Origin of the sequence: Methanomicrobium sp. W14 (assembly GCF_017875315.1) — an archaeon.
Classification (GTDB): Archaea; Halobacteriota; Methanomicrobia; order Methanomicrobiales; family Methanomicrobiaceae; genus Methanomicrobium.
The window spans coordinates 87,972-111,368 of the sequence record NZ_JAGGMM010000002.1 but is presented as its reverse complement, the minus strand read 5'-3'; the positions used below and the strand labels follow the sequence as shown (position 1 = coordinate 111,368).

Below are 23,397 nucleotides of genomic sequence, written 5' to 3'. Positions count from 1 at the left end.
TGTTGAAGCGCCAAAAGAGAATACTGATTATGTTTTCAATCGTTACCGGTGGCACAGGGTTCATAGGCTCGAATCTTGTTGACGCCCTTGTAAAAAAAGGCGACAGGGTCCTTGTTATAGACAATCTTTCCGCGGGAAACAAAGACAATATAAATAAGCATATCAGGTCCGGAAAAGTTGAATTTTTAAATGCAGACCTCCTGGAATCAGGCTGGGAAGAGAGCTTTTCAGGTGCAGACAGGGTATACCACATTGCAGCCGACCCCGATGTAAGGGCAAGTGCGGGAGCACCAAAGCCTGTATACGAAAGTAACGTCTCCGCAACGGTAAACGTCCTTGAGGCTATGAGAAAACACAACGTCGGTGAGATTGTCTTTACGTCAACGTCGACTGTCTACGGGGAAGCGAAGGTAATTCCGACGCCTGAAAACTACTCGCCGATGACACCCATATCCATATACGGGGGGTCAAAGCTTGCGGCCGAGGCCATGATCTCATCGTATGTCCATACATACGGAATGAAGGCATGGGTGTTCAGGTTCGCAAACATCATCGGGAAGAGAAGCAACCACGGCGTAATCTGGGACTTCGTGCACAAACTCCGAAAAAACCCGGACGAACTCGAGATACTCGGTGACGGAAAGCAGTCGAAATCATATTTCTCGGTCGAGGCATGTGTTGAGGCAGTGCTATTTACTATCGAAAACTCGCATGACACCTTCAACTTCTTCAACATCGGCTCTGAAGACTGGATATCCGTGACAGAACTTGCAGAAATAGTCGTTTCGGAGATGAAACTTGAAAAAGTGAAGTTTAAGTACACCGGAGGTGACCGCGGCTGGGTGGGCGACGTCCCGAAGATGCAGCTTTCGGTTGACAAATTAAAAAAGCTCGGATGGAAGCCTTCGACTAACTCCGAAGACTCGGTAAGAAAGGCTGTATCGACTCTTATCAGAGAGCTCGAAGAAGAAAAAAGAGAATGAATACAGAAAAAAACTGCTAATCAATCAAAGACGGCTTAAAATGAAATATATCCTTATTCTCGGAGACGGAATGGCTGACTGGCCCTGCGATGAACTGGGCGGGAAGACGCCACTGGAATACGCAAAAACACCGAATTTCGATAAAATCGCACGCGAAGGGAAATGCGGAATGGTCGGAACTGTTCCCGAAGGCTTTGAGCCCGGAAGCGACGTCGCAAACCTTGGTGTCCTTGGATACGACGTATCAAAATGCTATACCGGACGCGGACCGCTTGAAGCGGTGAGCATGGGAATCGACATGGACAAAGATGACATTGCCTACCGCTGCAACCTTGTAACGGTAAAAGACGACATCATGACCGATTTTGCGGCAGGTCACATAACATCCGAAGAAGGTGCACAGCTCTTTTCATCCCTCAACGAAAAACTTCCTAAGTCCGTTAAGGGATATCCCGGAATAAGCTACAGAAACCTCCTTGTCGTAAAAAAAGGCATGGGTGCAGAATCAAAGCCTCCCCACGACATTGCGGGAACAAACATTATTGAATACCTCCCTAAGGGTCCGGATGCAAAAATTCTTATGAAGTGCATCGAAATAAGCCGCGAGGTCTTCAAAGACCACCCGGTAAACAAAAAGAGGATTTCGGAGGGCAAAAACCCAGCAACACAAATATGGCCTTGGAGCGGTGGAAAAAAACCTGTGCTTGAAGACTTCAGGGACAAATACGGTCTTTCCGCCGGGATGATCTCGGCCGTCGACCTGTTAAACGGCATTGCAAAATGCGCCAAAATGAAGACGATTGCAGTTCCGGGTGCAACGGGGTACCTTGACACCGACTACAAGGCAAAGGCAAGGTACGCCGTTGAGGCTTTAAACGACCTCGACTTCATTTACATGCACGTTGAAGCACCTGACGAGGCAGGCCACCTCGGAAGCATAAAGGAAAAGGTCCTTGCAATAGAAAGGCTTGACGAGGCTTCGGGAATAATCCTTGAAAAGGCTGAAAAGTCCAAAGAAGATATATGCATTGCAGTCCTTCCCGACCACCCGACACCTGTGGCTTTAAAGACACACACTCGTGAGCCTGTCCCCTTTGCGATACTCGGGAGAGGTCATGACGAATGCACTTCATACTCCGAAAAGGAAGTAAACGAAAAAGGGGGTTTTGGGACTGTCGGCGCAAAGGACCTTCTCAACATCTTCTTCGGGAAAAACTGAAGAACTAAGACTCGTTTACTTAAGAACAAAAGAAGAGGTAATTTAAACCCCCAAATATTTAGAATGCTATAAAAATATTTAACAATTGAAAAAATAGATAATAATTACTCTTAGTTTCGGGCAGATGATGAGAGTTACCCCCACTGAAAAGAAATTTTATGATGAAGCAGGGTACTGATGCCCTTGATTAAAAATAGGAATATTTTCAGTTTTTACTATTAAAATACACTACTAAGTTAAAATTAAACCAAATGAAAAGGTTATTTTGTTTTTTTCTCATCATTCTGACTTGGGAAATATCTATCTAAATCTGTGATTTTCCACTTAAATAGATCCGTTTCAGATAATTTTGTATCTTTGACACCTACATCCTTTCTTGCAGCCAAGAAAACATCAGCCATTAATTTAAATACTATTCTAGAATCTGTATTTTCTTTGCTATTGTATAGGTATTGCATAAACTGATTATTTGCCTTAACTGCCTCATCTGAACCAAATATGACATATTCAAAACAATTTTTTGTGTAATCTTCTGTGTTAATAATCTCTTGAACTTTTAAACCTATTCCATCTAATTTTTGTTTCTTTTTAATTGGATCTTTTTCCTGAGAATTCATTGCGGAAAAAATCAGGATGTATGGCCGAAATAATTCCATATAGATCTTTCTTCTTTCAGTTCTCAAATTTTCTTCAAGTGCCTGAATTTTCTTATATTTATTCTCAAGATATATTCCAAATATAGACCCCAAAACAGCCAGGATACCTGCAAAATATCCTAAATTAGATAAATTAAGTGTAAAAAGTTCAAATATGTACCCCAATACAAGACCAAGACCAATAAATAATAACGCAAAAATTATTACTACTAATGTCCCCCTTATTTGGTTTTGAGACATAATTTTCCCCCCCTTATTTCAAGAAATATCTATCTTAGAATTTCCCATAATTTTTATCTTCTGACATTTTATTAAAAACTAATTCTTTCCAAAAAGGAACTAAGTCAAATATAATTCTTATATTTCTATTTTTAAATGATTATATAAAAATTATATCCGGTCTCTTTTTAATGGAATTAGATTTCCAAGATAGATCCCACCAAATTGAAAAATAGGACAGAAAACAATTCAAATTTTGCCTGTACCAAAAAAATCTTCCTTCAACAAGGGTCTCATATTACGTAACCTTCTCTCCCACAGAACCAAAAGGGACATAAATTAATATAATTCAGAGCAATAAAACTCATAGATGAAAAAAGATCTGCTTATGTGGGATGAAACGCTGTTTCGCGATATCGAGGTCTTCGAGACAGACTACATCCCCGAGCAGTTCAATTTCAGGGACTCACAGGTAAGAGAGCTTGCAATAAACGCCCGTCCCGGCATTATGGGTGCAAGACCCCTCAATTCCATATGCAGGGGCCTTCCCGGGACGGGAAAGACAACGACGATAAAAAAACTCTTCGCCCAGATAGAAGAGCAGACAAAAAAACTCATACCTGTATACATAAACTGCCAGATAGACAATACAAAATTCGCGATATTTTCACAAATTTACAAAAGGCTGACTAAAAGACCGCCGCCCGCGTCAGGTACTTCCTTTAAAAACCTCTTTGATATGGTCTGCAAAATCATAAAAGACGAAAATCTGGTCCTTTTAGTATGCCTTGACGATGCAAACTATCTCCTCTACGAAAAAGAGATTAACAAAGTCCTCTACACCCTCCTGCGGTCGCACGAGGCGAACGAAGGCGTAAGAATCGGAATTATAACGGTAATATCCGACATGACTGTAGACCTTATGCAGGAGGTCGACCAGAGGGTGTCGTCTGTCTTCAGGCCTTCCGAAATATACTTTCCCCCCTACGGTACGGATGAAATAAAGGAAATTCTAAGCGAGCGTGTCATGCAGGGGATGTACCCCGGCGTCATAAGCAGCGCAATGTTAGACCTCGTGGTCGAACAGACCATGAAGAGCGGAGACTTAAGGGTCGGAATAGACCTTTTGAAGCGTTCGGCCCTCAACGCCGAGATGGATGCAAGAAAGGAGGTAAAAAAAGACGACATCTGCCGCGCATATCTCATCTCGAAATACATACACCTCTCCCAGACTGTAAAAACGCTTTCAGCCGATGAAAAATCGCTTTTAAAGATCCTCTGTGGTCTGACAAAGGACAAATCCGATATGACCGCAGGTTCTGTCTTCGAAGAGACAAAAAAGTCAATGAAAATCGGGTACACCCGCTATTACGAGATGATAAAAAAGTTCGACTCCATGAGGCTTTTAAACCTCAACTACAGGGAGGGTAAGGGAAGGACAAGAGTAATCACTCTGCGCTACGACCCGGACAGAATAACCGATATCCTGCAATAGATTTCCCTGTGCTACATTTGGCAATACTTATCTATTTTGTTCGTTCATTTATGATTCAGGAGGAAAACTCTTACATGATTAGTGTTAATGAACTTGCTCTGGATATCTTCGAAGAGCTCGCGGAATATCCGGAAGACTACAACGTGGAATTCCACCAGCTCGACAACGGTGCACGCTTTGTAGACTGCGGCGTGAGCACGAAAGGCGGGTACCTTGCAGGAAAACGCTTCACGGAAATCTGCATGGGAGGCCTTGCCGAAGTCTCGTTCAGGAACGGACAGGTAAAAGACGTCACAATGCCTTTCATCGACATAAACACAGACTTCCCGGCGATATCATGTCTGGGATCGCAGAAGGCTGGCTGGACCGTAAAGGAAGGCGGGTTCTTTGCAATGGGAAGCGGACCTGCACGTGCACTGTCACTTATGCCCAAGCACACGTTCGAGGTCATAGACTACGAGGACGAGTGCGACTATGCAGTAATATGCCTTGAGTCCGACAAACTCCCCAACGGCGAAGTAATGGAAATGATTGCAGACAAGTGCAAAGTCGACGTCGCAAACGTCTGTGCACTCGTCGCACCGACAGCATCGATTGTAGGCTCCGTTCAGGTCGCAGGACGCTGCGTTGAAACGGCAGTATACAAGTTAAACGAGCTCGGGTTCGACACCAAAAAAATAGAGTCCGCAATGGGTACAGCCCCGATTCCACCTGTAAAGAAGGATTCCACAAGAGCAATGGGATGCACAAACGACGCGACGATCTACAACGGCCAGATATACCTCACGATGAGGGCGCCTGAGATTGTCGACTACCTTGACAAGATCCCGTCCTGCAAGTCAAGCTCATACGGAGAGCCTTTCTACGACACATTCAAGAAAGCAGGCTTTGACTTCTACAAGATTGACACATCGCTCTTCTCCCCGGCCGAAGTCATCATAAACGAACTCTCGGAAGGAAAGGTTTACCGCACAGGTTCGATAAACCCCGATGTTACACTCAAGTCATTCGGAATGCTTTAAGTAGAAATAGAAATTTCCTGCAAAAACATTAAGGTATACCCGTAAAATCAAAAAAGAAGGCATTTCCAGAAATTTTTGCAGGAGGAATATCCATTCATATTTTTCGTTTTCTCTGTCTTTTAAGGCAGTAAATATTTTCATTTTCGGTTTGCAGCGGACCTTTTTGATATGCAATACATTGCGCCCTTCATTTCCTGTCGACAACATAATTATAACTAATAATACTTACCATTCCGGGAAGAGGACAACCCGGCAAATATATATCAAAAACAGGCAATAAATTCGCTGATGAAAACCGGGTACTGCGCAGTAGCACTTTTTCTTGTATTTGCAATAGTTTTTTCGGGGTGCGTCGGCTCAAACGAAAATCCCGGCAGCGATTCGCAAAAGTCCCCGGAAAACCCGGGATTTTTTGTAACGGCAGAGGAGAACATAATAAAACTGCATATCTTCGACGGCACAATCATAGAAAACATACTGTCTCCAAAAATATTTACTGACATAAACGAATACCCGGTCATACACTACGAAATGTCGTACGTAACAGTCCCCAGGGGAAAAGAGAACCCGCTTCACACACTGAAAAACACCTCGGAGACAATATACGTGATATCAGGCGGGGCAGAAGCCAGTGTAAACGGCAGAAATTACACTCTCTCACCGGGAGACACCCTGTATATCCCGGAAAACGCCGTCCAGAAAGTCCGGAACATCAACAGCACTGATCTTTCATACCTCTCACTTACATATCCCCCGTACAACAACAAAAATGAAATAATTCTGGAAGAGGGTTCAGACTATACAAAACTTTATTCCGGTGATGCTGCCCTTATAAAAAACAACAGCACAGCCCCGAGGATATTTTTTGAAAACTGTGAAATCCATAAAATTTTAGACCCTGAAATCCTTAAACAAAACATTGAAGGCTGTAAATATAATATAGGAATTGCAAAAACAATCCTCCCTGAATCAGGTCTTACACCGCCCCACATACTTGAAGGGACAACCGAAGTCATGTATGTAATATCAGGAGAAGGCATACTTCACGTAAACCAGCATACAAAAGAGATAAAGACCGGCGATACGGCATATATACCTCCCGGCGGATACCAGAGCCTGGAAAATTCCGGGGAAGAAGACCTAATATATATCACGATAACCGATCCACCTTACAAAGAATCTGTTGATTCAGCCGTTTCAGCCTGAAAACTTATTTTTTTCACCAGGCAGATTTTTTCGGATGAAACCGGCATGAAAAAATATATTTTTCAGAACAGTCCTCCAAGTAATCCCTCATCACCTGTAAGACTGTCCATACCGGTCATATTTTCTATGTCTGAGACATTCCCGGCTCCGAGATCACTCAAAGGGCTGTTTTCAACGATATCCGAATAGCTGCTGATGGAACTCTGGAAACTCCCCGCCATTTTTGCAGCAACACGAGGGAATAACAGGGGTTTTATCTCAACAGCCTTTTTGTATGCCGCAACTGCCTTCAGCTGCGAAGCTGCGGCACCTGTACTTATCTCCTGCGACCTTGGCTTTTTCAGGCCGTTGACGCTGTATATATTCTCAATTTTACCGCTTTTTAAAAGCGAGTTGTAAAGGTAGGCATCCCCGAGACCAATCCAGGCTTCCGCATTTTCCGGGTCATCTTCAAGAACCGAATTGTAGACCCCGGCCGCCTCGGAATAACGCTGAAGATTTATAAGAACAGAGCCTGCCTCCGCGAGTGTGTCCGCATCAGACGGATTTTCTTTCAGAACATCAGCGTATTGCGAGAGAATTTTTTCGTATGCTGATATTGCACCGGGATAATCTCCGTTTTTTATGTAAAGCCACGCTGCATCCTCCCATTCATCCGGAGTCAGAGAGCCGGAACCGACAAAACTAAGAAGAGTCTTCTGGACCGAATACGCTTCACCATATCTCTCAAGCGCCTTTAAAAGATTTATTTTAAGTTTAAGTGCATCAGTATTGTAGGGAGAGTCCTCCAGGACCCAGTTGCAGGCAGAAAGCCCCCATTCGTACCTGTTGTTGTTCAGGCCGTAGTCCGCAACCGATAATCCGGCACTGGTCTTAAGTTCAGTATTGGACGATATAATTATAAAGGCCCCGCATCCGACGACAGCAATAATGGCAAAAAGGTAAAACAGCGACTTTATCCTCATCAGACCCGGCCCATAAAAATTTTGTACCCTAATACATATCAAGATTCCCAAATTAAATTGTCATTATAGAATACCAGAAATAAATGGCATACCGGGCATTTTTGAATCCCAAAAATAAAAAAGCCAGAATTATATTCTAGACAGTTCATTAGTGTTTATTATGCGTACCCAATCAGGGGATGAGGCAATGACAGGACTTGAGGCGGTAATTGCCATCGGAATCCTGTGCATCTTCATATATCTATTCGGAAGTGCCGTTTACGGTGCAGTCATGCCTGACCACAACAGGAGCTACGAGCCCCATACAGGCATAATCAGTTTCGCCACAGGTGAATCCAGTGAAATTCTTGTCGTAGACGGGGCATGCTACGGTGCAGAGGACACAGGCGGGGTATTCCAGGGAGTTGAGCTTAAAACAGAAGGTAAAAACCCCAAAGCCATGGGGAGCTGCACGATACCTCTGAAACTCCTGATAGGAAGCCCTGTTTCAGTCAAGATGAACAAGGCTGTTATTCAGTTCAGCTACGGTGGAAAAACGGAAAATCTCTCCTACTCTAATGAAAGTCCGCTTTCAAAACCATCCTGGACGATTGCACAGAAATCCAGTGTTATTCCATTCGGTGACGCCGATGAAGACAATATCCTTGAACAGAACGAAATATTCACAATACTCGTATACCCGTCGTCCGACGTGCCTGCATCCGGACAGTTCTCTGTTCTGGTGACGCCGAAATCCGAAAATCCCCTTGTTGTAAGTCCAATAGTTCCGGCTGACATTACAGTCAAAAGGATAGTGACGCTTTATTTGCTATAATCAAAAAAAGGAGTCTTTCAGCTTAATGATTTCAGGGAAAGAGGAAAAGTTTGCATTAATGCTTCTTCTGGCAGTTCTTGCAACTGTAGCGGCATCCCATATCCTCATATCATCGGCAGGCATGAAATCATTCTCCACGGAGTATTCCGAAAATTCGACAGAGGGAAACCCCGTGTTCTTTTCAGGAAATGTTACCGGAGTATATGCAACAAAAACCGGGAACAACCTCATAATAAATACCGACGGGCCTGACATTTTCTTTAAGGGCGGTGAAGAATACCTTGACAGTTTCAAAAAGGCAGAGTTTGTAAATGTCACAGGCACAGTCTCAGTTTATAAAGGAAAAAAGGAGATTTCGGTTGAAAAAACAGAGAATATACAGATCCTCATAACAAAAGAAGATCAGGAATAAAAGAATTCCTGTAACCTTTTTTTAGTCTAGCTGAACAGATCATCGTCGTCTTCGTCGGACAGTTCTTTTTGAGGCTTCTTTTTCTTCACAGGACCCCCTGTTTTCAGACCGGAATGTGCTGTTTTTTTTGCCTCAGACTCTCTTTCACTCCTCTGATCAGTATACCCGAACCCCGTGTAGAAAGGGTCACCATTTTCAGGCGGTCTGGGTGGTCTTCTGCTTTCACTGACTTTACGCTCTTCCCTTTCCTCGGACGTCTCAAGAGGATGTGAAGCAATATCTGTCGCGAAGATATCCCCCTCCTCTGTCTTTGAACGAATTTCATGAGTTTTTTCCCCTTCATACGGCTCGGAGGGTTTTGCCGTGGATTTTCTCCTGCGACCTGACATCCACCCGGCATCCTTCGAACCGAACCCGTTCGAAAAGATATCCGAATCGCTTCCTATATGAGAATTCTCCCTGTACTTTTTCACCGACTTAAAGGAGCCGAATCCTGTATCAAATATATCACCTTCTTCAGAAGAACGCTCCTCTCTCTTTGTTTTCCCTTCACTCTTCCCGGAAGTCTCTTTGCCAAAGACGGATTCCCCGGAACTTCTTTCACCAGACTGAAAGTTCATATTACTATCCAAGTCTTCAACATTGTCACGGGAAGATGTTTTTTTTACTTTTTTTCTATGTCCCTCAATACCGTCGCCTTCAAGGCCTCCCGATATTATATTTTCCTTGGGCATGATGTAGAAGTATAGCTTTAGGATCATATTAATCTTGAGTATGAAACGGGTATAAGGCTGAAAATCTGCTGTTTTAAAGGTTTAACCGGCATTTAAAAAACAAATTATGGATTGATCTATTTTGATTATATTAACTTTAACAGATACTTCACACGGAAACCGCCGGCTCAAAAGCCCAGTCCGGCATTGCAGTTGAAAATCCCAGAATCCAGGATATTATGGTAAACATGAACAGTGTGAGAATGAAAATTCCGACAATATTCAGAATCCAGCCTGTCCGTATCATATCCTTCATCTCAACATAACCCGAGCTGTAGGCAACGGCATTCGGGGGTGTTGCAACAGGGAGCATGAAAGCCATAGAGCATGCAAACGCTGCCGTTAACATAAGCAGATAAGGATGAATCCCCATGCTGACGGCCGTTACAGCCATAACAGGCATCATAACCGAAGCTATTGCCGTATTGGAAGTGACCTCTGTCAAAAGTGAGACCAAAAGAGCCACGACAAGGACAGCTACAACCACAGGCAGGACATGCATAAAGGTCATGTGCTGCATTATAACGCCTGCAAGGCCGCTTTTTATAAACGCAGTCGAAAGACAGATACCTCCGCCGAAAAGAATGAGAATCCCCCAGGGAATTTTTTTTGCCCATTCCCAGTTCATCGTAAACACTCCTTCTTTGGTGTCTACAGGAAGCAGGAATAAAAGGACTGCCCCTGCAATTGCAATCGTAGAGTCTCCGACAAAAGGAAGATATGTGGTTATTCCGGGAATTACAACATTCCCTATATGTTTCTCGGACCTCATTATCCAGGCTGCAGCCGTCATTGCAAAGACCAGAAGCGTCCATTTTTCTCCCCTGCCCATCTCACCGAGGGACCTGAGCCTTTCCGCTATTATTTCCTTTCCTGAAGAAATTTTTCCCGGCATGTGCCTGTACGGGCCGTATGTCAGCCAGAGCCATGCAAGCGGGAGCATTACGCATGCAAGCGGCAGGGCAAACTCCATCCATGTAAAAAAGTCAATTGCAGGTGCAGACGGAAAGATAGTCTCCATCTGGGCTACGAATATCCCGTTGGGCGGTGTCCCGATGATTGTTGCTATACCCCCGATTGTCGCCGCATATGCAATCGATATCACTATACACTCCGAAAAGTCCCTCTGCTGCTCCGTCATCTCGCCAAGACCGGTGTCGGACTTGGGGAGAATTGTCGCAATGATTGCTATTGCTATAGGAACCATCATCATCGCCGTTGCTGTGTTTGAGATCCACATGGACAAAAAGGCGGTTGCCACCATGAATCCCAGGATAAGCATTCTCGGCGAGGTTCCGACCCTGTTTATAATATTCAGGGCTATCCTTTCATGAAGACCCCACCTCTGCATTGACATAGCTATGATAAATCCGCCCATAAACAGAAATATCGTCTTGTCGGCATAGGGTGCACAGGCCTCGGCAGGAGTCAGTACCCCAAGAGCAGGAAAGAGAATAACGGGCAGAAGTGCAGTCGCCTGTATCGGTATCGCCTCGGTAACCCACCAGATTACCATGAGAAGAGTCACACTGGCGACGTATTTAGCGTCTGTCGGAAACACTGAAGGGTCTGTCGGGATGAGAAGAACAAGAATAAATGCTATCACCCCGATATAACGACCGAGTGTTTTCTTCATATTTTATAAACTTGTTATATTCATATAACTATGTTTCTTTTTTGGATTTAGTCAATTTAAACCAGTATTTTTTTGAACCGTAAGGAAACTGGAGTCCGTTTCCACTCTGAATAGGAGGAGGGATATGTGCAAAAAGTATGCAATTAAAAACCGTTAAAACCACTTTCGGACAGAACCTTGGGCCTGCAATAAATTGATGCCGTTTAAGCGACAATAAATAATGCAGAATCTGATTTAGGATTCGTTTCATCCGGTTTTGGATTTTACGGCGGTATAATATAATGGAATTTCGTGATATTGTCTCTGTATCGCAGGGCCCACTGAGCATAATGAACCCTTTAAGCCCCGAAAAAGCGGTTTACATAGGTGAAATAGCCGGCATGTCGGAAGGTATGTCGGTAATCGATTTCGGGTGCGGAAACGGGACTCTTCTCGGGATGTGGGGAGAGACCTTCGGCATCTCCGGCACAGGCATTGACATAAGGGAGGACGCCTGCCGCAACGCATGCAATGCAATCGAAGAGCTTGGACTTTCCGACAAAATCTCCATATTCTTTGCTGACGCCTCAGATTACGAAAAAGAAGAGGGCGAACTTTATGATTTTGCCGTCGCCCTCGGGGCCTCCCAGATCTGGGGAGGCATTGAGGAGACTTTAACGGTACTTTCAGGTTTCATAAAAGATACGGGGTCAATAATCATCGGAGACCGCTACTGGAAAAAAGATACAGTTGCACCGGAGTTCTGCCGCCAGTGGCAGGAAATTATGACGGAATACGAAATACTCCAGATAATAAGGGGAAAAGGCTTCGACCTTAAATCGGTTGTCAGGGCAGACGACAACGACTGGGACGTCTACGAATCCGGAATATGGAGAAACTGCATCGATTGGCTCATGGGCTGTAAAGATAAATCCTCTCCTGACTATGAAGAGATACTCAGCTACTTCAGAAGGGTTCAGGAGGAGTACCTTGCATACGGGAGGGAGTACATCGGGTGGGCGATGTACCTGATTAAACCCCTAAATAAATAAGCCGGACAGGTGATTTTTTTTGAACAGATATTCATTTGTAGCATACATTCCAAACAGACCGGGCGCACTGAACCTTGCTTCAGGAATAATAACCGAGCTCAACGGAAATATAAACAGAATTCACTATGACAGACAGATAGACTCGCAGACTGCATTCTTCGAGGTCACATGCAGCGAAGAGGCATACGAAAAGATTAAGGAGAGACTTTCATCCATAGGGTTCCTCAGAAACTCTTTAAAAAGCCTCCCTTTCCTGAAATTCAGCGTCAACCTTCCCAACAGGGCAGGAGCCCTTGCCGAATTCCTTGACATCGCATCTGATGCAGGTGCATATATAGGGTCGATAGACTTCGATGATACGGGAAGCTTTCCGGAGACCGTTTTTGTCAGCATGAACCTTGAGGAGAAGCACAGGGCAGACGAGCTCCTGGACTCACTGAAAAACCACTATAAAATAGATATAATCGAATACGACACGACGGGGACATCACTTGACAAGACCGTCTTTTACGTAATGTTTGCAAAAAAGCTCCGCAGGTACATCGGAAACGACGACGATGACTTCCTGATAAACTTTTTAAAGGACATCAACCACACGGTCCAGGAGCTGACGAAACGCGGCGACAACCCTGACGAGGTCTTTGAAAATTACATACTCTGCGGGGATTTTCTGAACAAAACAACCGGAGCGGGTTTTTACGCAGACGTCCAGGAGATTGAGATAACTCCCGATATGACACTGTTCTGCTTTCAGCTCCCCGGAGGCGGAAGCATATTCGTATTTGACTACCCCGGTGAAACTGTGATGATTGATACCGGATACGGAATATACTCAGATGACGCCAGAAAAATGTTCTCATACTACGGGCTTGACATAGACAAAAAACTGAAGTTCATGATAGTGACTCACGGTGACGCGGACCACTGCGGTGCCGGGGGAGCATACAATGTGCCGGCATACATGCACCCAACAACACTAGAGATTATAAAATGCGGAAACCGGGCATGGGGGTCAAGAAACGAAAATTCAATACTTGAAAAGGTATACACCAAAATGATTGCACTTTTCTCCCGCTGGAATCCTCCATCCGAAGAGAACACAAGACTTCTTCCCGAAAACTCGCAGGAGAATGAAACCGGATTTCCTGTACTTGCAAAAATACCTATAGGCGGTCTTGAATTCGAGGTTTTGTTAAGCAGGGGAGGCCACCAGGCAGGCCAGCTTATTATATTCTGCCCGAAAGCAGGCCTTTTGTTTACGGCAGACACCCTGATGAACTTTTCAAGCTTTTCAGATGACCGCAGGAGATACAACTCTATAGCAGACTTTCTGGTGACATCAGTCAATGTGGACAGCGAACTTGCCCGGGAAGAGAGAAAAAAGGTCCTTGTGATGGCTTTGGGATACGAAGAGAGGACAGGAAAGAAATGCCTCATATGCGGAGGCCACGGGACGGTATCGGTGCTTGACGAAGACAAAAAGCTCAAAACATACGGAAATGTCGAACACTATGTACACAAGTAAAAATCCTTTTTTTATTTTTACTGTACTGAAAAATCTCATAATTATTTAAAAAAAAGTCCTCGCAGATCAAATAAAAAGATGACCTGACATATCATTATAAACGGATTTTTTTTCAAGCGGGCTAAAACACATTTTTATATTTAAAATTCATATTAATGGCTTATGAATATTACGGGGGACATCTACAAAAACATATTTGAGCATGCCATCACAGGACTCGCCCTGGCTGACAAAAAGGGAAGGATTATTGCCGCAAACGTTGCCTTTTGCCGCTTTACGAAATATAAATGCAGGGATATTGTAAACAGCAGAATTACATTTGAGTCTATAATTTATGAGGAGGACAGAGATCTAATAAAAAGCGTATTCAGGAATTTCCTGGAGAGCAAAACATTCAACGACAAAATCTACGAATTCAGACTGGTCAGAAGGGACTCTGAAATAGTCACCATTGTAGCAACGTTCTTCTTTGACAAAGAAAGCGGCTATTTTATTATACATATCCATGACATTTCTGAAAGAAAAAAAATAGTCAATGACATTCTGCTCAGGGACAAAATACTTGAAGCGATAAACTTCGCATCAAGACAGTTTTTAAAGTCAAATTCCTGGGAAAAGGTGATGCCCGGGGTCCTGGAGGCACTTGGAAAGGCCACAGGTGTTGCAAGGACATACTGTTTCGAAAACACTACCGACGAAAATACTAACACCCTTCTCATGAACGAGAGATTTGAATGGGCTTACGACAAATCCGCTTCCCAGATTACAAATCCAAGGATGCAGGGACTTTCATACGAAAAAGCAGGCATCCTCCGCTGGAAAGACGAGATGGAAAAGGGGAATATCATAATTGCCGACATAGGCTCGGTGGAACCCGACGAAAAAAGGAATATGGAACATTTAGGGACGAAAACATCTGTGATAACACCCATATTTATTAATGACAAATGGTGGGGCTTCATCGGCTTTGACGAAACAAGGGAAGACAGAAAATGGACAGAAGCTGAAATAGATGCCCTGGGCGCTGCAGCAGGAATAATCGGAAGCGCAATGTTCAGGCAGGAGGTAAGAGAGGCCCTTATAGCCTATATAACAGAATCCACGCTTAGAATAAAAGAGCCTGTGAATCTTGTCCGGGACAACATAGTGCAGATTAAAAAGGACATACTGGAAAATAAAATATCAGAGGAGAGCATAGGTGCAAAAATAGACATCCAGATAAAAAACATTGACCAGATAAACAAAAACCTTAAGGATATCAGCAGGGCTATCGTCGAAAACAGAAGTGAAATTCCGGACGCATACAGAAGGTTCATATCACACTAAAAGAGAGGGGGGAGGATTTTAAGAATGGGTAACTCTGAAACTGAAGAATATCTTAATAAAGATAAAAAACCGCATATCTGGCTCGTCCTTTCTCCACCTGAGATGCTGAAGGAAAACAACATAGGACTTATAAAAGAGATCACAAAATCCGGACAGGAGGTAATAATCATCTCGGCAAGTCAGCCGGCACAGTATCTCTACGAGGTGTACACCGTAAGAAACCTTGACCTTGAAAAGATCACGTTCATCGATACAATATCAAAATTTGCAATGGGAAAAGTGAACGAAAAAGTACCCAAGTGCACTTATCTTACAAACCCCGGCGACCTTACAGCCATTTCAATTGCAGTGTCCGAAGAACTGAAGAAAAAAAAGGACCAGAACCCGGCACTTCTCCTTGATTCGATAAATGCAATGCTGATTTACATTCCTTCGTCCAATATAACCAAATTTATACATTTTATAACAAGCAAGCTGAGGATTATGGACCTGTCCGGCATATACCTTGCAGCTGAAAGCACACTTGACCCGGCGATTCTCTCCCAGCTCACTGCATTTGCTGACAAATTTATCAACATGGACGGAAAAACAGAGGATTAGCCGAAAAAGCAGATTTGAAATTATGCCATAACGGGCATCAATTGCCATTGTATATACTGTTCACAGGTCAGGGCTTTTATAGTATTCAATTCTTTGCAGAACATATCCCAAAACCTGTTCCTCCAGTGCAAGCCTGTCCTCAGGAGAGGATATGTATGCACAGGAATACGCAAGAATAAGAGCGTTGTCATACTCATATTCACCAGGAGGGACCCTGATATCTTCCTTATTTAAAATGACTGCGTAGTACTTTTCGTCACCTTCGGAGAACCTGCACGCCTGCTCCTCGGGGACACTGTAGCCGTAAGTCTTCGTCGGGTCGCCTCCTTCCCAGTTGAATTCCGAACGTATTGACTTTTGCGACGGCAAAAGCTCTATAGACCGGTTTCTTATTATTTTAACCGCACACTTCAGAACTGACTTTTTTTCATCGTTTCCAAGTTTTTTTATTATCCTGTCCGCCCTTCCTATGGCCCTGTCGTAAAGACCTGTCCTGTACCCTATGAGCATCGACGCAATAAGGTGACCAATACTCCCGGAAACCGGCGGAATTTTTTCGGGCAGTGCCGAAATATATGCATCAAGATCTTTTTTCGCCTCATCTATTCCCACTTAAAGCCACTTCCCTTTACCCTTGAAGTTAACTTCTAAAAATAAGCTCTTTATGATTAAAATCTATTTCCAAAAAATAAGGAATGAGACTTTCCGGACAGAGAACAAAAAAGGATAATTTTTTATTTCAGACATATTTTTCAGCAGTCCGTTTTGATGAAAATACCAGACCCCCGTTTTTTTCCCTGAATATTACAAGCGTAAGTCTCTCGCTGTCATATTCAACATCCTTTGCGAAAACCCTGCCCTGAACAATGCCTCCGTCACCGGAGTACAATACTGCGTCATATTCAGGAGAATTTTTTTCCTTCGATTCGTGCAGGTTATCCAGGAAGTTCTGCCCGAACAGATCACAGGGGTCAGTATGGATAATTTCGGAAATTTCCACTGAAACAATGTCAAGAAAACTTTTGTTTGCAAATACAATCTCATGACGGGGGGAATTATTTGAAGAAGAGATTAGGCATATCGGAAAAGGAATCGAATCCATTACCATATGAAACTTTTTCTCCCCGGATTTCATAGCCCTTTCAGCCTTTACCGTCCTGTGTTTCTGGAGAACGGTCTCAATTGTCGTGTAGACCTCTCTTGGGCGTGCCGGTTTTATGAGATAGCCGTAAGGGTTTGCCCGGATTGCCCGTGAAAGCACATCTTCATCCGCGTATGAAGTCAGATATACAACAGGAATGTCCCATCTCTCCCCAATCGTTTTGGCGACATCGACTCCGTCCATTTTTTTGTCCTTTAAATCTATGTCAATCAGTGCAATATCCGGGATAAGCTCCCCTGTCATCCTTACTGCATCGTTTCCCCTAACGGCAAGACCAACGACATTATAACCGAAAGAGGAAAGAGACCTTTCAATCCCCATAGCAACGATAATCTCATCTTCAACAATCAAAACTTTTGCATCGGCCATTAGCTACTCACCCCCCTTTTTTACATTTCACCGCCTTTTCTGATACTTCAAATAATTTAAGGAGAGGATTTCAAATATGATTTCTCATGCATATCCCGCAAGAAGACAATGCCATGGATTTAATTACCTCTACTCTGTCTTTTTTTCAGATGACGTGAAACTAAATAAGCTTCTGCTATGTTCTGTTCTTTAACTGCTGATTCTATTTAAAGTTTATTATATTAAACGATCATACCAGATCTCCTTAAAAATAATATGATTTCATGCAAAACAAGACTCATACACACCCATAAATATAACCGGAGTAAACAACTTACTGTTCAAAAGAGTACATGAAAGCAAATGCAGCTCCGGAAATTGAGGTCACGGACTTTTTTTTTAACGGAATAAACCCGCAGAATATGGACCTTACCGTAAGAATCAGTGTAAAAAGTCCTCTTTTAACCGGTGCATCCATAAAAAAGGTATGTTTTGACATCTACAGAGTCGAAGAGGACGGACATGAAGAGTATATAGGACACGGGGAAAAATCCGGCATAAAATTAGAAGCAGGCACTGAAAATAGAATAGATATTCCCGTTACCCTTAAAAACAGGTCCCTTTTATACGCAGCCGCGGATTTTCTGGCGGCGGATATCACGATATCCGTTAAGGGTAGCCTTTTTCTGGACCTCAAAATATTTGCACCCGAGTTTAAGTTTGAAAAGAAAAAGACGGTTAAAGGCCTTTTCAAAAGGCTTTCAGAATAAAAAAAATAAAAAATATTTCTTAAAAAATGGAATGAAAATGCATTATTTAAGTTCTTCTTCATTTTTTTCTTGCTGAAGGTTCAAAGAATAATACACGCACAATAGTCACGATAGCTATTACAAACGCCGCACAGTATACAGCCACGGTGAAGTACATAAGCCAGTTGCTGTACTCAAAGTCGGCAGAGTACATAACGATTGAGGCACCTATCACAAGTGCTGATGCAACCATCCCCATCAAAATCTTGTCGGTCGCCTTTTCTATGGTATTCGACAGTTTTTCCACATCTTTTGCCACGATATCTATCTGAAACTTCCCGGCGGCCCATTTGTTCATCGTCCTGCTGAAGATCTTCGGAAGCTTCATTATGCTGTCGACGCTTTCCATCAGAGTGTGCGAAGTCTTCTTAAAGCTTTGCGGCGAGAAATACTGCATTTTTACAATCTCGGTAAGATAAGGCCTTGCCTTGTCGTAGAAACTGAACTGCGGGTTTAAAGTCTGGCCGACACCGATGACCATAATCAGCACCTTTAAAAGGGACATAAGGGTTCCCGGTATCTGTATATGGTAGCGGTTCAGGATCTTCGGAATTGTGTTCAGAGAGCTTATCGTATCTACCGAGGATATCTCAAAGCCTTCGGAGTCAAAAAGGGCATAATAAAGCTGGTCTTTTATCTCGTCAAGATCATCGTCGTCTATACGTACCCCGAGCTTTTTGAAGCAGTCAATTATCATGTCGACGTCGGTGTCGACTATTGATAAGAGTAGTTTTATGAATGTGTGCCTTCTTTCAGGTCTTATTATGGCAATAGCGCCAAGATCAATAAAAGCCAGTTTGCCGTCTATCGTCACGAAAATATTGCCCGGATGAGGGTCTATATGAAAAAAGCCGTCCTCAAATATCATCTTGAGATACGTCTCAAATCCCCAGTCGGCGTATACCTTAGGGTCATAGCCGTATATTTTTATGCCCTCCACGTCATCGACCCTGATGCCCTCGATGTACTCCATCATCAGAAGCCTCGAACCGGAATACTCCCAGTATATTTTTGGGAATTTTATTTCAGGCCTTTTTTTAAAGTTGCGGGAGAATATGTCGGCGTTTTTTCCTTCGGCGACATAATCAAGCTCCCTTTTCATCATTTTTGTAAAATCGTCGACCATTCCGCTGAGGTTGTACGCCTTTAATGCAGGATTTACCTTCTCGAAGCGGCGTGCCATGCCCTCTATAATTACTGTATCGGTCTCTATTTTTTCGGCTATATTCGGACGCTGAATTTTTATCGCTACTATTGTCCCGTCCTTTAATACCGCCCTGTGGACCTGTCCTATCGAGGCCGCTGCTATGGGAGTTTTTTCAAAATATTCAAACGTCTCGTTTATCGGACCGCAGAACTCCTCTATTGTCGGAACAAGGGCCTCAAAAGGGACGGGTGTTACGTGGTCATGCAGTTTTTTCAGCTCCTCCACAAGCTCGGGGGGTATGGACTCACTTCTCGATGCCGCCATCTGTCCGAACTTCACTGCTGTCGGGCCGAGCTCCTCAAGCACAAGCCTCACCCTTTCGTAGACGGATCTGCTGTCCGGTACAGACCTCTTGAAAAATTTTCTGCGTTTGGACGCATCGGGATCTATTTCATCAAGAAATATGCCGAAACCGTATTTTACCATTACGTCGGCGATCTGACCGTAGCGCTTCAGCCTTGCAACCATGTGTGAAAATTAGTCCTTCATAGTAATAAAACAGTCTTAAAACAATTTCAAAAATGAATTTTAAAGGCACAAAATAAACGATGACTTTAAAAGTCATCAGAGACGTCTTTTTGCCAGAGCAACCGCAGACACAAAGAATGCAGACATGCTCAAAATCCAGCCGGCCCCCGGAGAGGGCTGTGCAGCGGTTTCGGAAGCATTTTTGTTTTCAGTATAACCTGAGGATGCGGATGTTGAAACTGCCGTACTTATTGCAACGGCCTCTCCTTGAGAAGACTCAGAGGAAGAGACTTCGTTTGAAACCGTTAAGGAAGGGTTTTTTTCAAGGGTAAACTCTTCGGAATATGCTGCGGAACCGTCGTCCTTTGATACTCTGAATATGTAAGTGTCGGGTTTCATCCCGTCAGTGTCAATCAAAACCTCCCAGACGTTTTCATCGCCTGCAGGTTCAACAGTTACAGTTCCTGATTTTCCGGAGAAACCTGAGAGATTGCTCTTGGACTCGGGGTTGAATGACGATGAATACAGCTCGTATATCAGCTTTTCACCTGCGGCTACATTCGTGCTTCCGGAGATCAGTATATTGTCACCTGTATAATACGTCTCCTCAGGAGTGAACCTAATCCACGGGTCGGTTATGTAAAACTCTGTGACTACATACATATCGTCGATATCGGGAGAGTCAATCATATTCATGAGTGCATATGCGGCGGAGCTTCCCTGCAGTTTTCCCGAACCGCTTATTGCAAAAGACTGGCCTGAAGACGAGACGACATCATCACCGGATACGTATACGTCAAATACGCCGTTCATCATCGGGTGCTGCACTATACAGAAGTACTGCCCGGAAGCCATGTTTTCAGTAATACTTCCGGGGATTTCATAAGTATAAGTGTCCCCCGAAACACTCTGGATTTCACGTGTCCAGTAGTTCGGGCCGAAAACCCATACCGCAAGTCCCTGGGACGGGCTTCCGGTAACGCTTCCCGAAATGTCGACCGTATCCCCTTTCGCATAAGTATCCCCTCCTGCAGACACTTCTCCGGAGAGGACAAGAACTGCAGCCAGAAGGGCTAAAACAATTAATAATGGTTTTTTCATTTAATTTCCGGCACCTGGCGGATATATTCCGGATATCTGGAAAAAATCCTTTAAAGAAGGATTTTTACACCGGATATTATCCAGCTGTTTTATTCGTCTTTTAAGGAATTGATAGCTTAAAAAAGTATGCCAAAAGAAGAACAGTGTTAAAACACCTATCAGGCCAAAAATTACGCAGCAGGCAGAAAAAATGCACAGGAGATAACAGGTAACCGGAGGACAAAGTGGACAAAATACTGAAAAACAGCACAGGGTCTAGTTTTCGGATGCAGATGAGACCATCGCGATTATTTTGCCCTTTGAGTTTTTAAGGAAAGTATTATACCAGTCTACTGCAATTTCTGTCCCGTCCTTTCTTAGAAGCCTTCCGTGTTCACCGGGTTTAGGGATGCATCCTCCGTTTATCGCCAGGTCAAAACCTCTCCTGAGTCCGTCACGGAGGTCTTGGGGGACGACGGTCATAAACCAGTCTGAGCCAACAATCTCACTCTCCTCGTAGCCTAAAAGAGAACATCCTTTTTTGTTCAGGCTCTCTATCATGCCATTTCTGTTTACGACAGCTATCATGACTCCCGCCACATCCAGGTAGCTCTGGGCCTGGTCACGCTGGGCGATTATCTCTTCTTCGGCACGTTTCTGCTCGGTTATGTCCTCCGCAATGGTCATAATGTACTCAAGATTTTCATCAGGACCGAGTATGGGGACTTTCCTGACCTTAAGAACCCTCAGAGTGCCAGAATTAGATTTTGCCTGAAACTCATGGAGAAACACTGGTTTTTTGGTGGAGACGACCTCTCTGTCACCGGATACAAAACACTCGGTTATTTTATCGGCAAAAAGCTCACATCCCATCCTTCCTACCGAGCTTTCACCGTTGAGACCGAAGAAATCCTCGGCAGACCTGTTGAAGAAGATATAGGTGCCCTTTCTGACCTCCTTTACAAGGACCATCAGGGGAATGTTCTGGACAATCGAGCTTAGAAAAGACTTCCACTTGAAAAGGCCTTTTACAGCATCAAACCTGGCGGATATGTCACGGCTTACAACCCTGAACTCGGTAAGATAACCGGTTCCATCAAATTTGGGGGATATACTTGCCTCAATTCTGACATTTTTTCCAGAAACGCGCTTTATTGTGCACTCCAGGAGCTCAGCCTTTTTTCTTTTCTTTGCATTCTGCATAGATTCCCTGAAAAAAGCAGAGGAATCAGTGTCCATGTAGTCAAAAAGTGATTTGCCGATAATTTCATCCGCACTGACACCTGTAACCGCCTCAGTACGGGGACTTGCGTAGAGAAACACCCCGTCCTCGTCAATATTCCAGATGGCGTCGTTTATCTCTTCCACAAGGGACCTGAAATTATGCTCGCTCTTTTCAAGCGCATCCCTTGCCCGGCGCTGTCCGGTCGTATCCTCAAGCATTACAGTGATTCCTGGAGAAGAATCGTTCAGGACTGTAGGAATTATTCTTATCCTGTAATATCTCTCTTCATCAATCCGGACGATTTTTATTTCGTCTTCAGTCTCGCTGCCCTCAAGGGCAGCCTTCATCCTCTCGTTTATAAGCGGGTGATCAAAGCCGACAAGTGGAGAATCACGTAATTTTTTGCCAATAATTTCACTTTGGTCAATATTTAAAAGGCTGCAAAGGGCGTCGTTGACCTGGACAATCTGCATGTCACTGTCTATTACCGCGACCATGTCTGAAGAAAAATTGAGCATTGCGGATACTGGTGCACGCTGTGAGATGAAGAAAACTTTCGCCTTCCCGTAGATTTTCATGTCAACCTGACCGGATATTCTGAGCATGTCAAGGTACCTTGAAACGGTATTCCTGTTGACACCTATCCTAAGTGCAATATCACTGACAGAAAGCCCACGCGGGTTTTCCTTTAAAGTACTGAGAATTTCAGACAGCTCATCTGCATAATTGTCCATACTTCACAGGTTAGGTTACTAACCAGGATTACTTATTGCTTTCGTTGTTGCAGAACATGATGATTCTTACAACGCATGGTTTAATGCTTTGCGTTGAGAGAAATATTTATATATCATACAGAATACATTATTATTTGCAATACCAGACTGAAAGTGATCAGACCTGGGAAAAAACCTCTACAATCTGTTCGCGTCTGCAATGTTCAGACTGATGGACAGCCTGGAGAAGACAGGAGTCTTCAGGACGGGTCAGATTTGCATCCTGGCACCGTAAATCAGGTCAATGCAGAAGTTGATTGCACAACTTTAAAGGAAAGCGTCATGATTTAAGGCACATTTTCCGCAACTCAAGAATGAATCTAAAAAAACATCCATAATTTCCTCCAAAAACCCTTAAAAAGCAGCAATTAACGGGTTTTATAAACGGGCAATAAAGCTATACCTCTCTATTGTCCTCAATGGATGCTTTCCCTTAAAGGCAA

At 43.7% G+C, this 23,397-nt stretch carries 21 protein-coding genes; 12 read left to right on the top strand and 9 right to left on the bottom strand.

The genetic code is table 11. The features are described from left to right. Positions 1 to 29 precede the first annotated feature (29 nt). Together J2128_RS06415 and J2128_RS06410 are read left to right on the top strand one after the other, a co-directional pair. Positions 30 to 983, top strand: coding sequence for an NAD-dependent epimerase/dehydratase family protein (locus J2128_RS06415; RefSeq protein ID WP_209690325.1), 954 nt, complete (start codon positions 30 to 32; stop codon positions 981 to 983). 40 nt (positions 984 to 1,023) lie between these two features. Beyond that, entirely contained in the window at positions 1,024 to 2,202 is a 1,179-nt protein-coding gene (locus J2128_RS06410) for a cofactor-independent phosphoglycerate mutase (RefSeq protein ID WP_209690324.1), read from the top strand. Between the two features lie 260 nt (positions 2,203 to 2,462). Here the strand turns inward: J2128_RS06410 and J2128_RS06405 are convergent, their stop codons facing one another. Continuing rightward, a complete protein-coding gene (locus J2128_RS06405) occupies positions 2,463 to 3,098 on the bottom strand; it encodes a hypothetical protein (protein ID WP_209690323.1) in 636 nt (211 codons plus the stop codon). 349 nt (positions 3,099 to 3,447) lie between these two features. Here J2128_RS06405 and J2128_RS06400 point away from each other — a divergent pair, with 349 nt between their 5' ends. The 3 genes from J2128_RS06400 (at position 3,448) to J2128_RS06390 (ending at position 6,800) form a co-directional block, all read left to right on the top strand. Next, positions 3,448 to 4,572, top strand: coding sequence for an ORC1-type DNA replication protein (locus tag J2128_RS06400; RefSeq protein WP_209690322.1), 1,125 nt, complete (start codon positions 3,448 to 3,450; stop codon positions 4,570 to 4,572). A gap of 74 nt (positions 4,573 to 4,646) precedes the next feature. Next, positions 4,647 to 5,594: a methenyltetrahydromethanopterin cyclohydrolase gene (gene mch, locus J2128_RS06395; RefSeq protein ID WP_209690321.1), complete on the top strand. Its 948-nt coding sequence runs from the start codon at positions 4,647 to 4,649 to the stop codon at positions 5,592 to 5,594. 288 nt (positions 5,595 to 5,882) lie between these two features. Next, on the top strand, positions 5,883 to 6,800 hold the full coding sequence (locus J2128_RS06390) for a cupin domain-containing protein (protein ID WP_209690320.1): 918 nt from the start codon (positions 5,883 to 5,885) through the stop codon (positions 6,798 to 6,800). Between the two features lie 62 nt (positions 6,801 to 6,862). Here the strand turns inward: J2128_RS06390 and J2128_RS06385 are convergent, their stop codons facing one another. Beyond that, complete coding sequence (locus tag J2128_RS06385) at positions 6,863 to 7,765, bottom strand: tetratricopeptide repeat protein (protein WP_209690319.1); 903 nt, start codon at positions 7,763 to 7,765, stop codon at positions 6,863 to 6,865. Between the two features lie 160 nt (positions 7,766 to 7,925). Here J2128_RS06385 and J2128_RS06380 point away from each other — a divergent pair, with 160 nt between their 5' ends. Together J2128_RS06380 and J2128_RS06375 are read left to right on the top strand one after the other, a co-directional pair. Then, the gene (locus J2128_RS06380; RefSeq protein ID WP_209690318.1) at positions 7,926 to 8,579 is read left to right on the top strand and encodes a hypothetical protein; all 654 of its coding nucleotides are present in this window, start codon (positions 7,926 to 7,928) and stop codon (positions 8,577 to 8,579) included. Positions 8,580 to 8,604: 25 nt separating this feature from the next. Continuing rightward, entirely contained in the window at positions 8,605 to 8,991 is a 387-nt protein-coding gene (locus J2128_RS06375) for a hypothetical protein (protein WP_209690317.1), read from the top strand. A gap of 26 nt (positions 8,992 to 9,017) precedes the next feature. Here the strand turns inward: J2128_RS06375 and J2128_RS06370 are convergent, their stop codons facing one another. Both J2128_RS06370 and J2128_RS06365 read right to left on the bottom strand, forming a co-directional pair. Then, a complete protein-coding gene (locus J2128_RS06370; protein WP_209690316.1) occupies positions 9,018 to 9,752 on the bottom strand; it encodes a hypothetical protein in 735 nt (244 codons plus the stop codon). Between the two features lie 121 nt (positions 9,753 to 9,873). Beyond that, entirely contained in the window at positions 9,874 to 11,400 is a 1,527-nt protein-coding gene (locus J2128_RS06365) for an SLC13 family permease (protein WP_209690315.1), read from the bottom strand. A 281-nt stretch (positions 11,401 to 11,681) separates the two neighbouring features. On the opposite strand from J2128_RS06365, the gene J2128_RS06360 reads away from it, so the two are divergent. From J2128_RS06360 to J2128_RS06345, 4 genes are all read left to right on the top strand, one after another. Continuing rightward, positions 11,682 to 12,431: a cyclopropane-fatty-acyl-phospholipid synthase family protein gene (locus J2128_RS06360; protein ID WP_209690314.1), complete on the top strand. Its 750-nt coding sequence runs from the start codon at positions 11,682 to 11,684 to the stop codon at positions 12,429 to 12,431. Between the two features lie 19 nt (positions 12,432 to 12,450). Then, a complete protein-coding gene (locus J2128_RS06355) occupies positions 12,451 to 13,956 on the top strand; it encodes an MBL fold metallo-hydrolase (RefSeq protein WP_209690313.1) in 1,506 nt (501 codons plus the stop codon). A 162-nt stretch (positions 13,957 to 14,118) separates the two neighbouring features. Then, positions 14,119 to 15,282: a PAS domain S-box protein gene (locus J2128_RS06350; protein ID WP_209690312.1), complete on the top strand. Its 1,164-nt coding sequence runs from the start codon at positions 14,119 to 14,121 to the stop codon at positions 15,280 to 15,282. A 24-nt stretch (positions 15,283 to 15,306) separates the two neighbouring features. After that, positions 15,307 to 15,882 (top strand): hypothetical protein, encoded by a 576-nt coding sequence (locus J2128_RS06345; RefSeq protein ID WP_209690311.1) that lies wholly within the window; start codon positions 15,307 to 15,309, stop codon positions 15,880 to 15,882. A gap of 60 nt (positions 15,883 to 15,942) precedes the next feature. On the opposite strand, the gene J2128_RS06340 is transcribed toward J2128_RS06345, so the two are convergent. Together J2128_RS06340 and J2128_RS06335 are read right to left on the bottom strand one after the other, a co-directional pair. Beyond that, positions 15,943 to 16,494, bottom strand: a complete 552-nt coding sequence (locus tag J2128_RS06340) for a hypothetical protein (protein ID WP_209690310.1) — start codon at positions 16,492 to 16,494, stop codon at positions 15,943 to 15,945. Between the two features lie 127 nt (positions 16,495 to 16,621). After that, positions 16,622 to 17,413, bottom strand: a complete 792-nt coding sequence (locus tag J2128_RS06335; protein ID WP_209690309.1) for a response regulator — start codon at positions 17,411 to 17,413, stop codon at positions 16,622 to 16,624. A gap of 332 nt (positions 17,414 to 17,745) precedes the next feature. Here J2128_RS06335 and J2128_RS06330 point away from each other — a divergent pair, with 332 nt between their 5' ends. After that, positions 17,746 to 18,162, top strand: a complete 417-nt coding sequence (locus tag J2128_RS06330) for a hypothetical protein (protein WP_209690308.1) — start codon at positions 17,746 to 17,748, stop codon at positions 18,160 to 18,162. A gap of 58 nt (positions 18,163 to 18,220) precedes the next feature. Here the strand turns inward: J2128_RS06330 and J2128_RS06325 are convergent, their stop codons facing one another. The 3 genes from J2128_RS06325 to J2128_RS06315 form a co-directional block, all read right to left on the bottom strand. Further along, positions 18,221 to 19,876, bottom strand: coding sequence for an AarF/ABC1/UbiB kinase family protein (locus J2128_RS06325; RefSeq protein WP_209690307.1), 1,656 nt, complete (start codon positions 19,874 to 19,876; stop codon positions 18,221 to 18,223). Positions 19,877 to 19,972: 96 nt separating this feature from the next. After that, positions 19,973 to 20,977 carry a hypothetical protein gene (locus J2128_RS06320; protein WP_209690306.1) on the bottom strand — a complete coding sequence of 335 codons (1,005 nt, stop codon included), beginning with the start codon at positions 20,975 to 20,977 and terminating at the stop codon, positions 19,973 to 19,975. Positions 20,978 to 21,232: 255 nt separating this feature from the next. Beyond that, positions 21,233 to 22,915 carry a PAS domain S-box protein gene (locus J2128_RS06315; RefSeq protein WP_209690305.1) on the bottom strand — a complete coding sequence of 561 codons (1,683 nt, stop codon included), beginning with the start codon at positions 22,913 to 22,915 and terminating at the stop codon, positions 21,233 to 21,235. Positions 22,916 to 23,397: the final 482 nt, after the last annotated feature.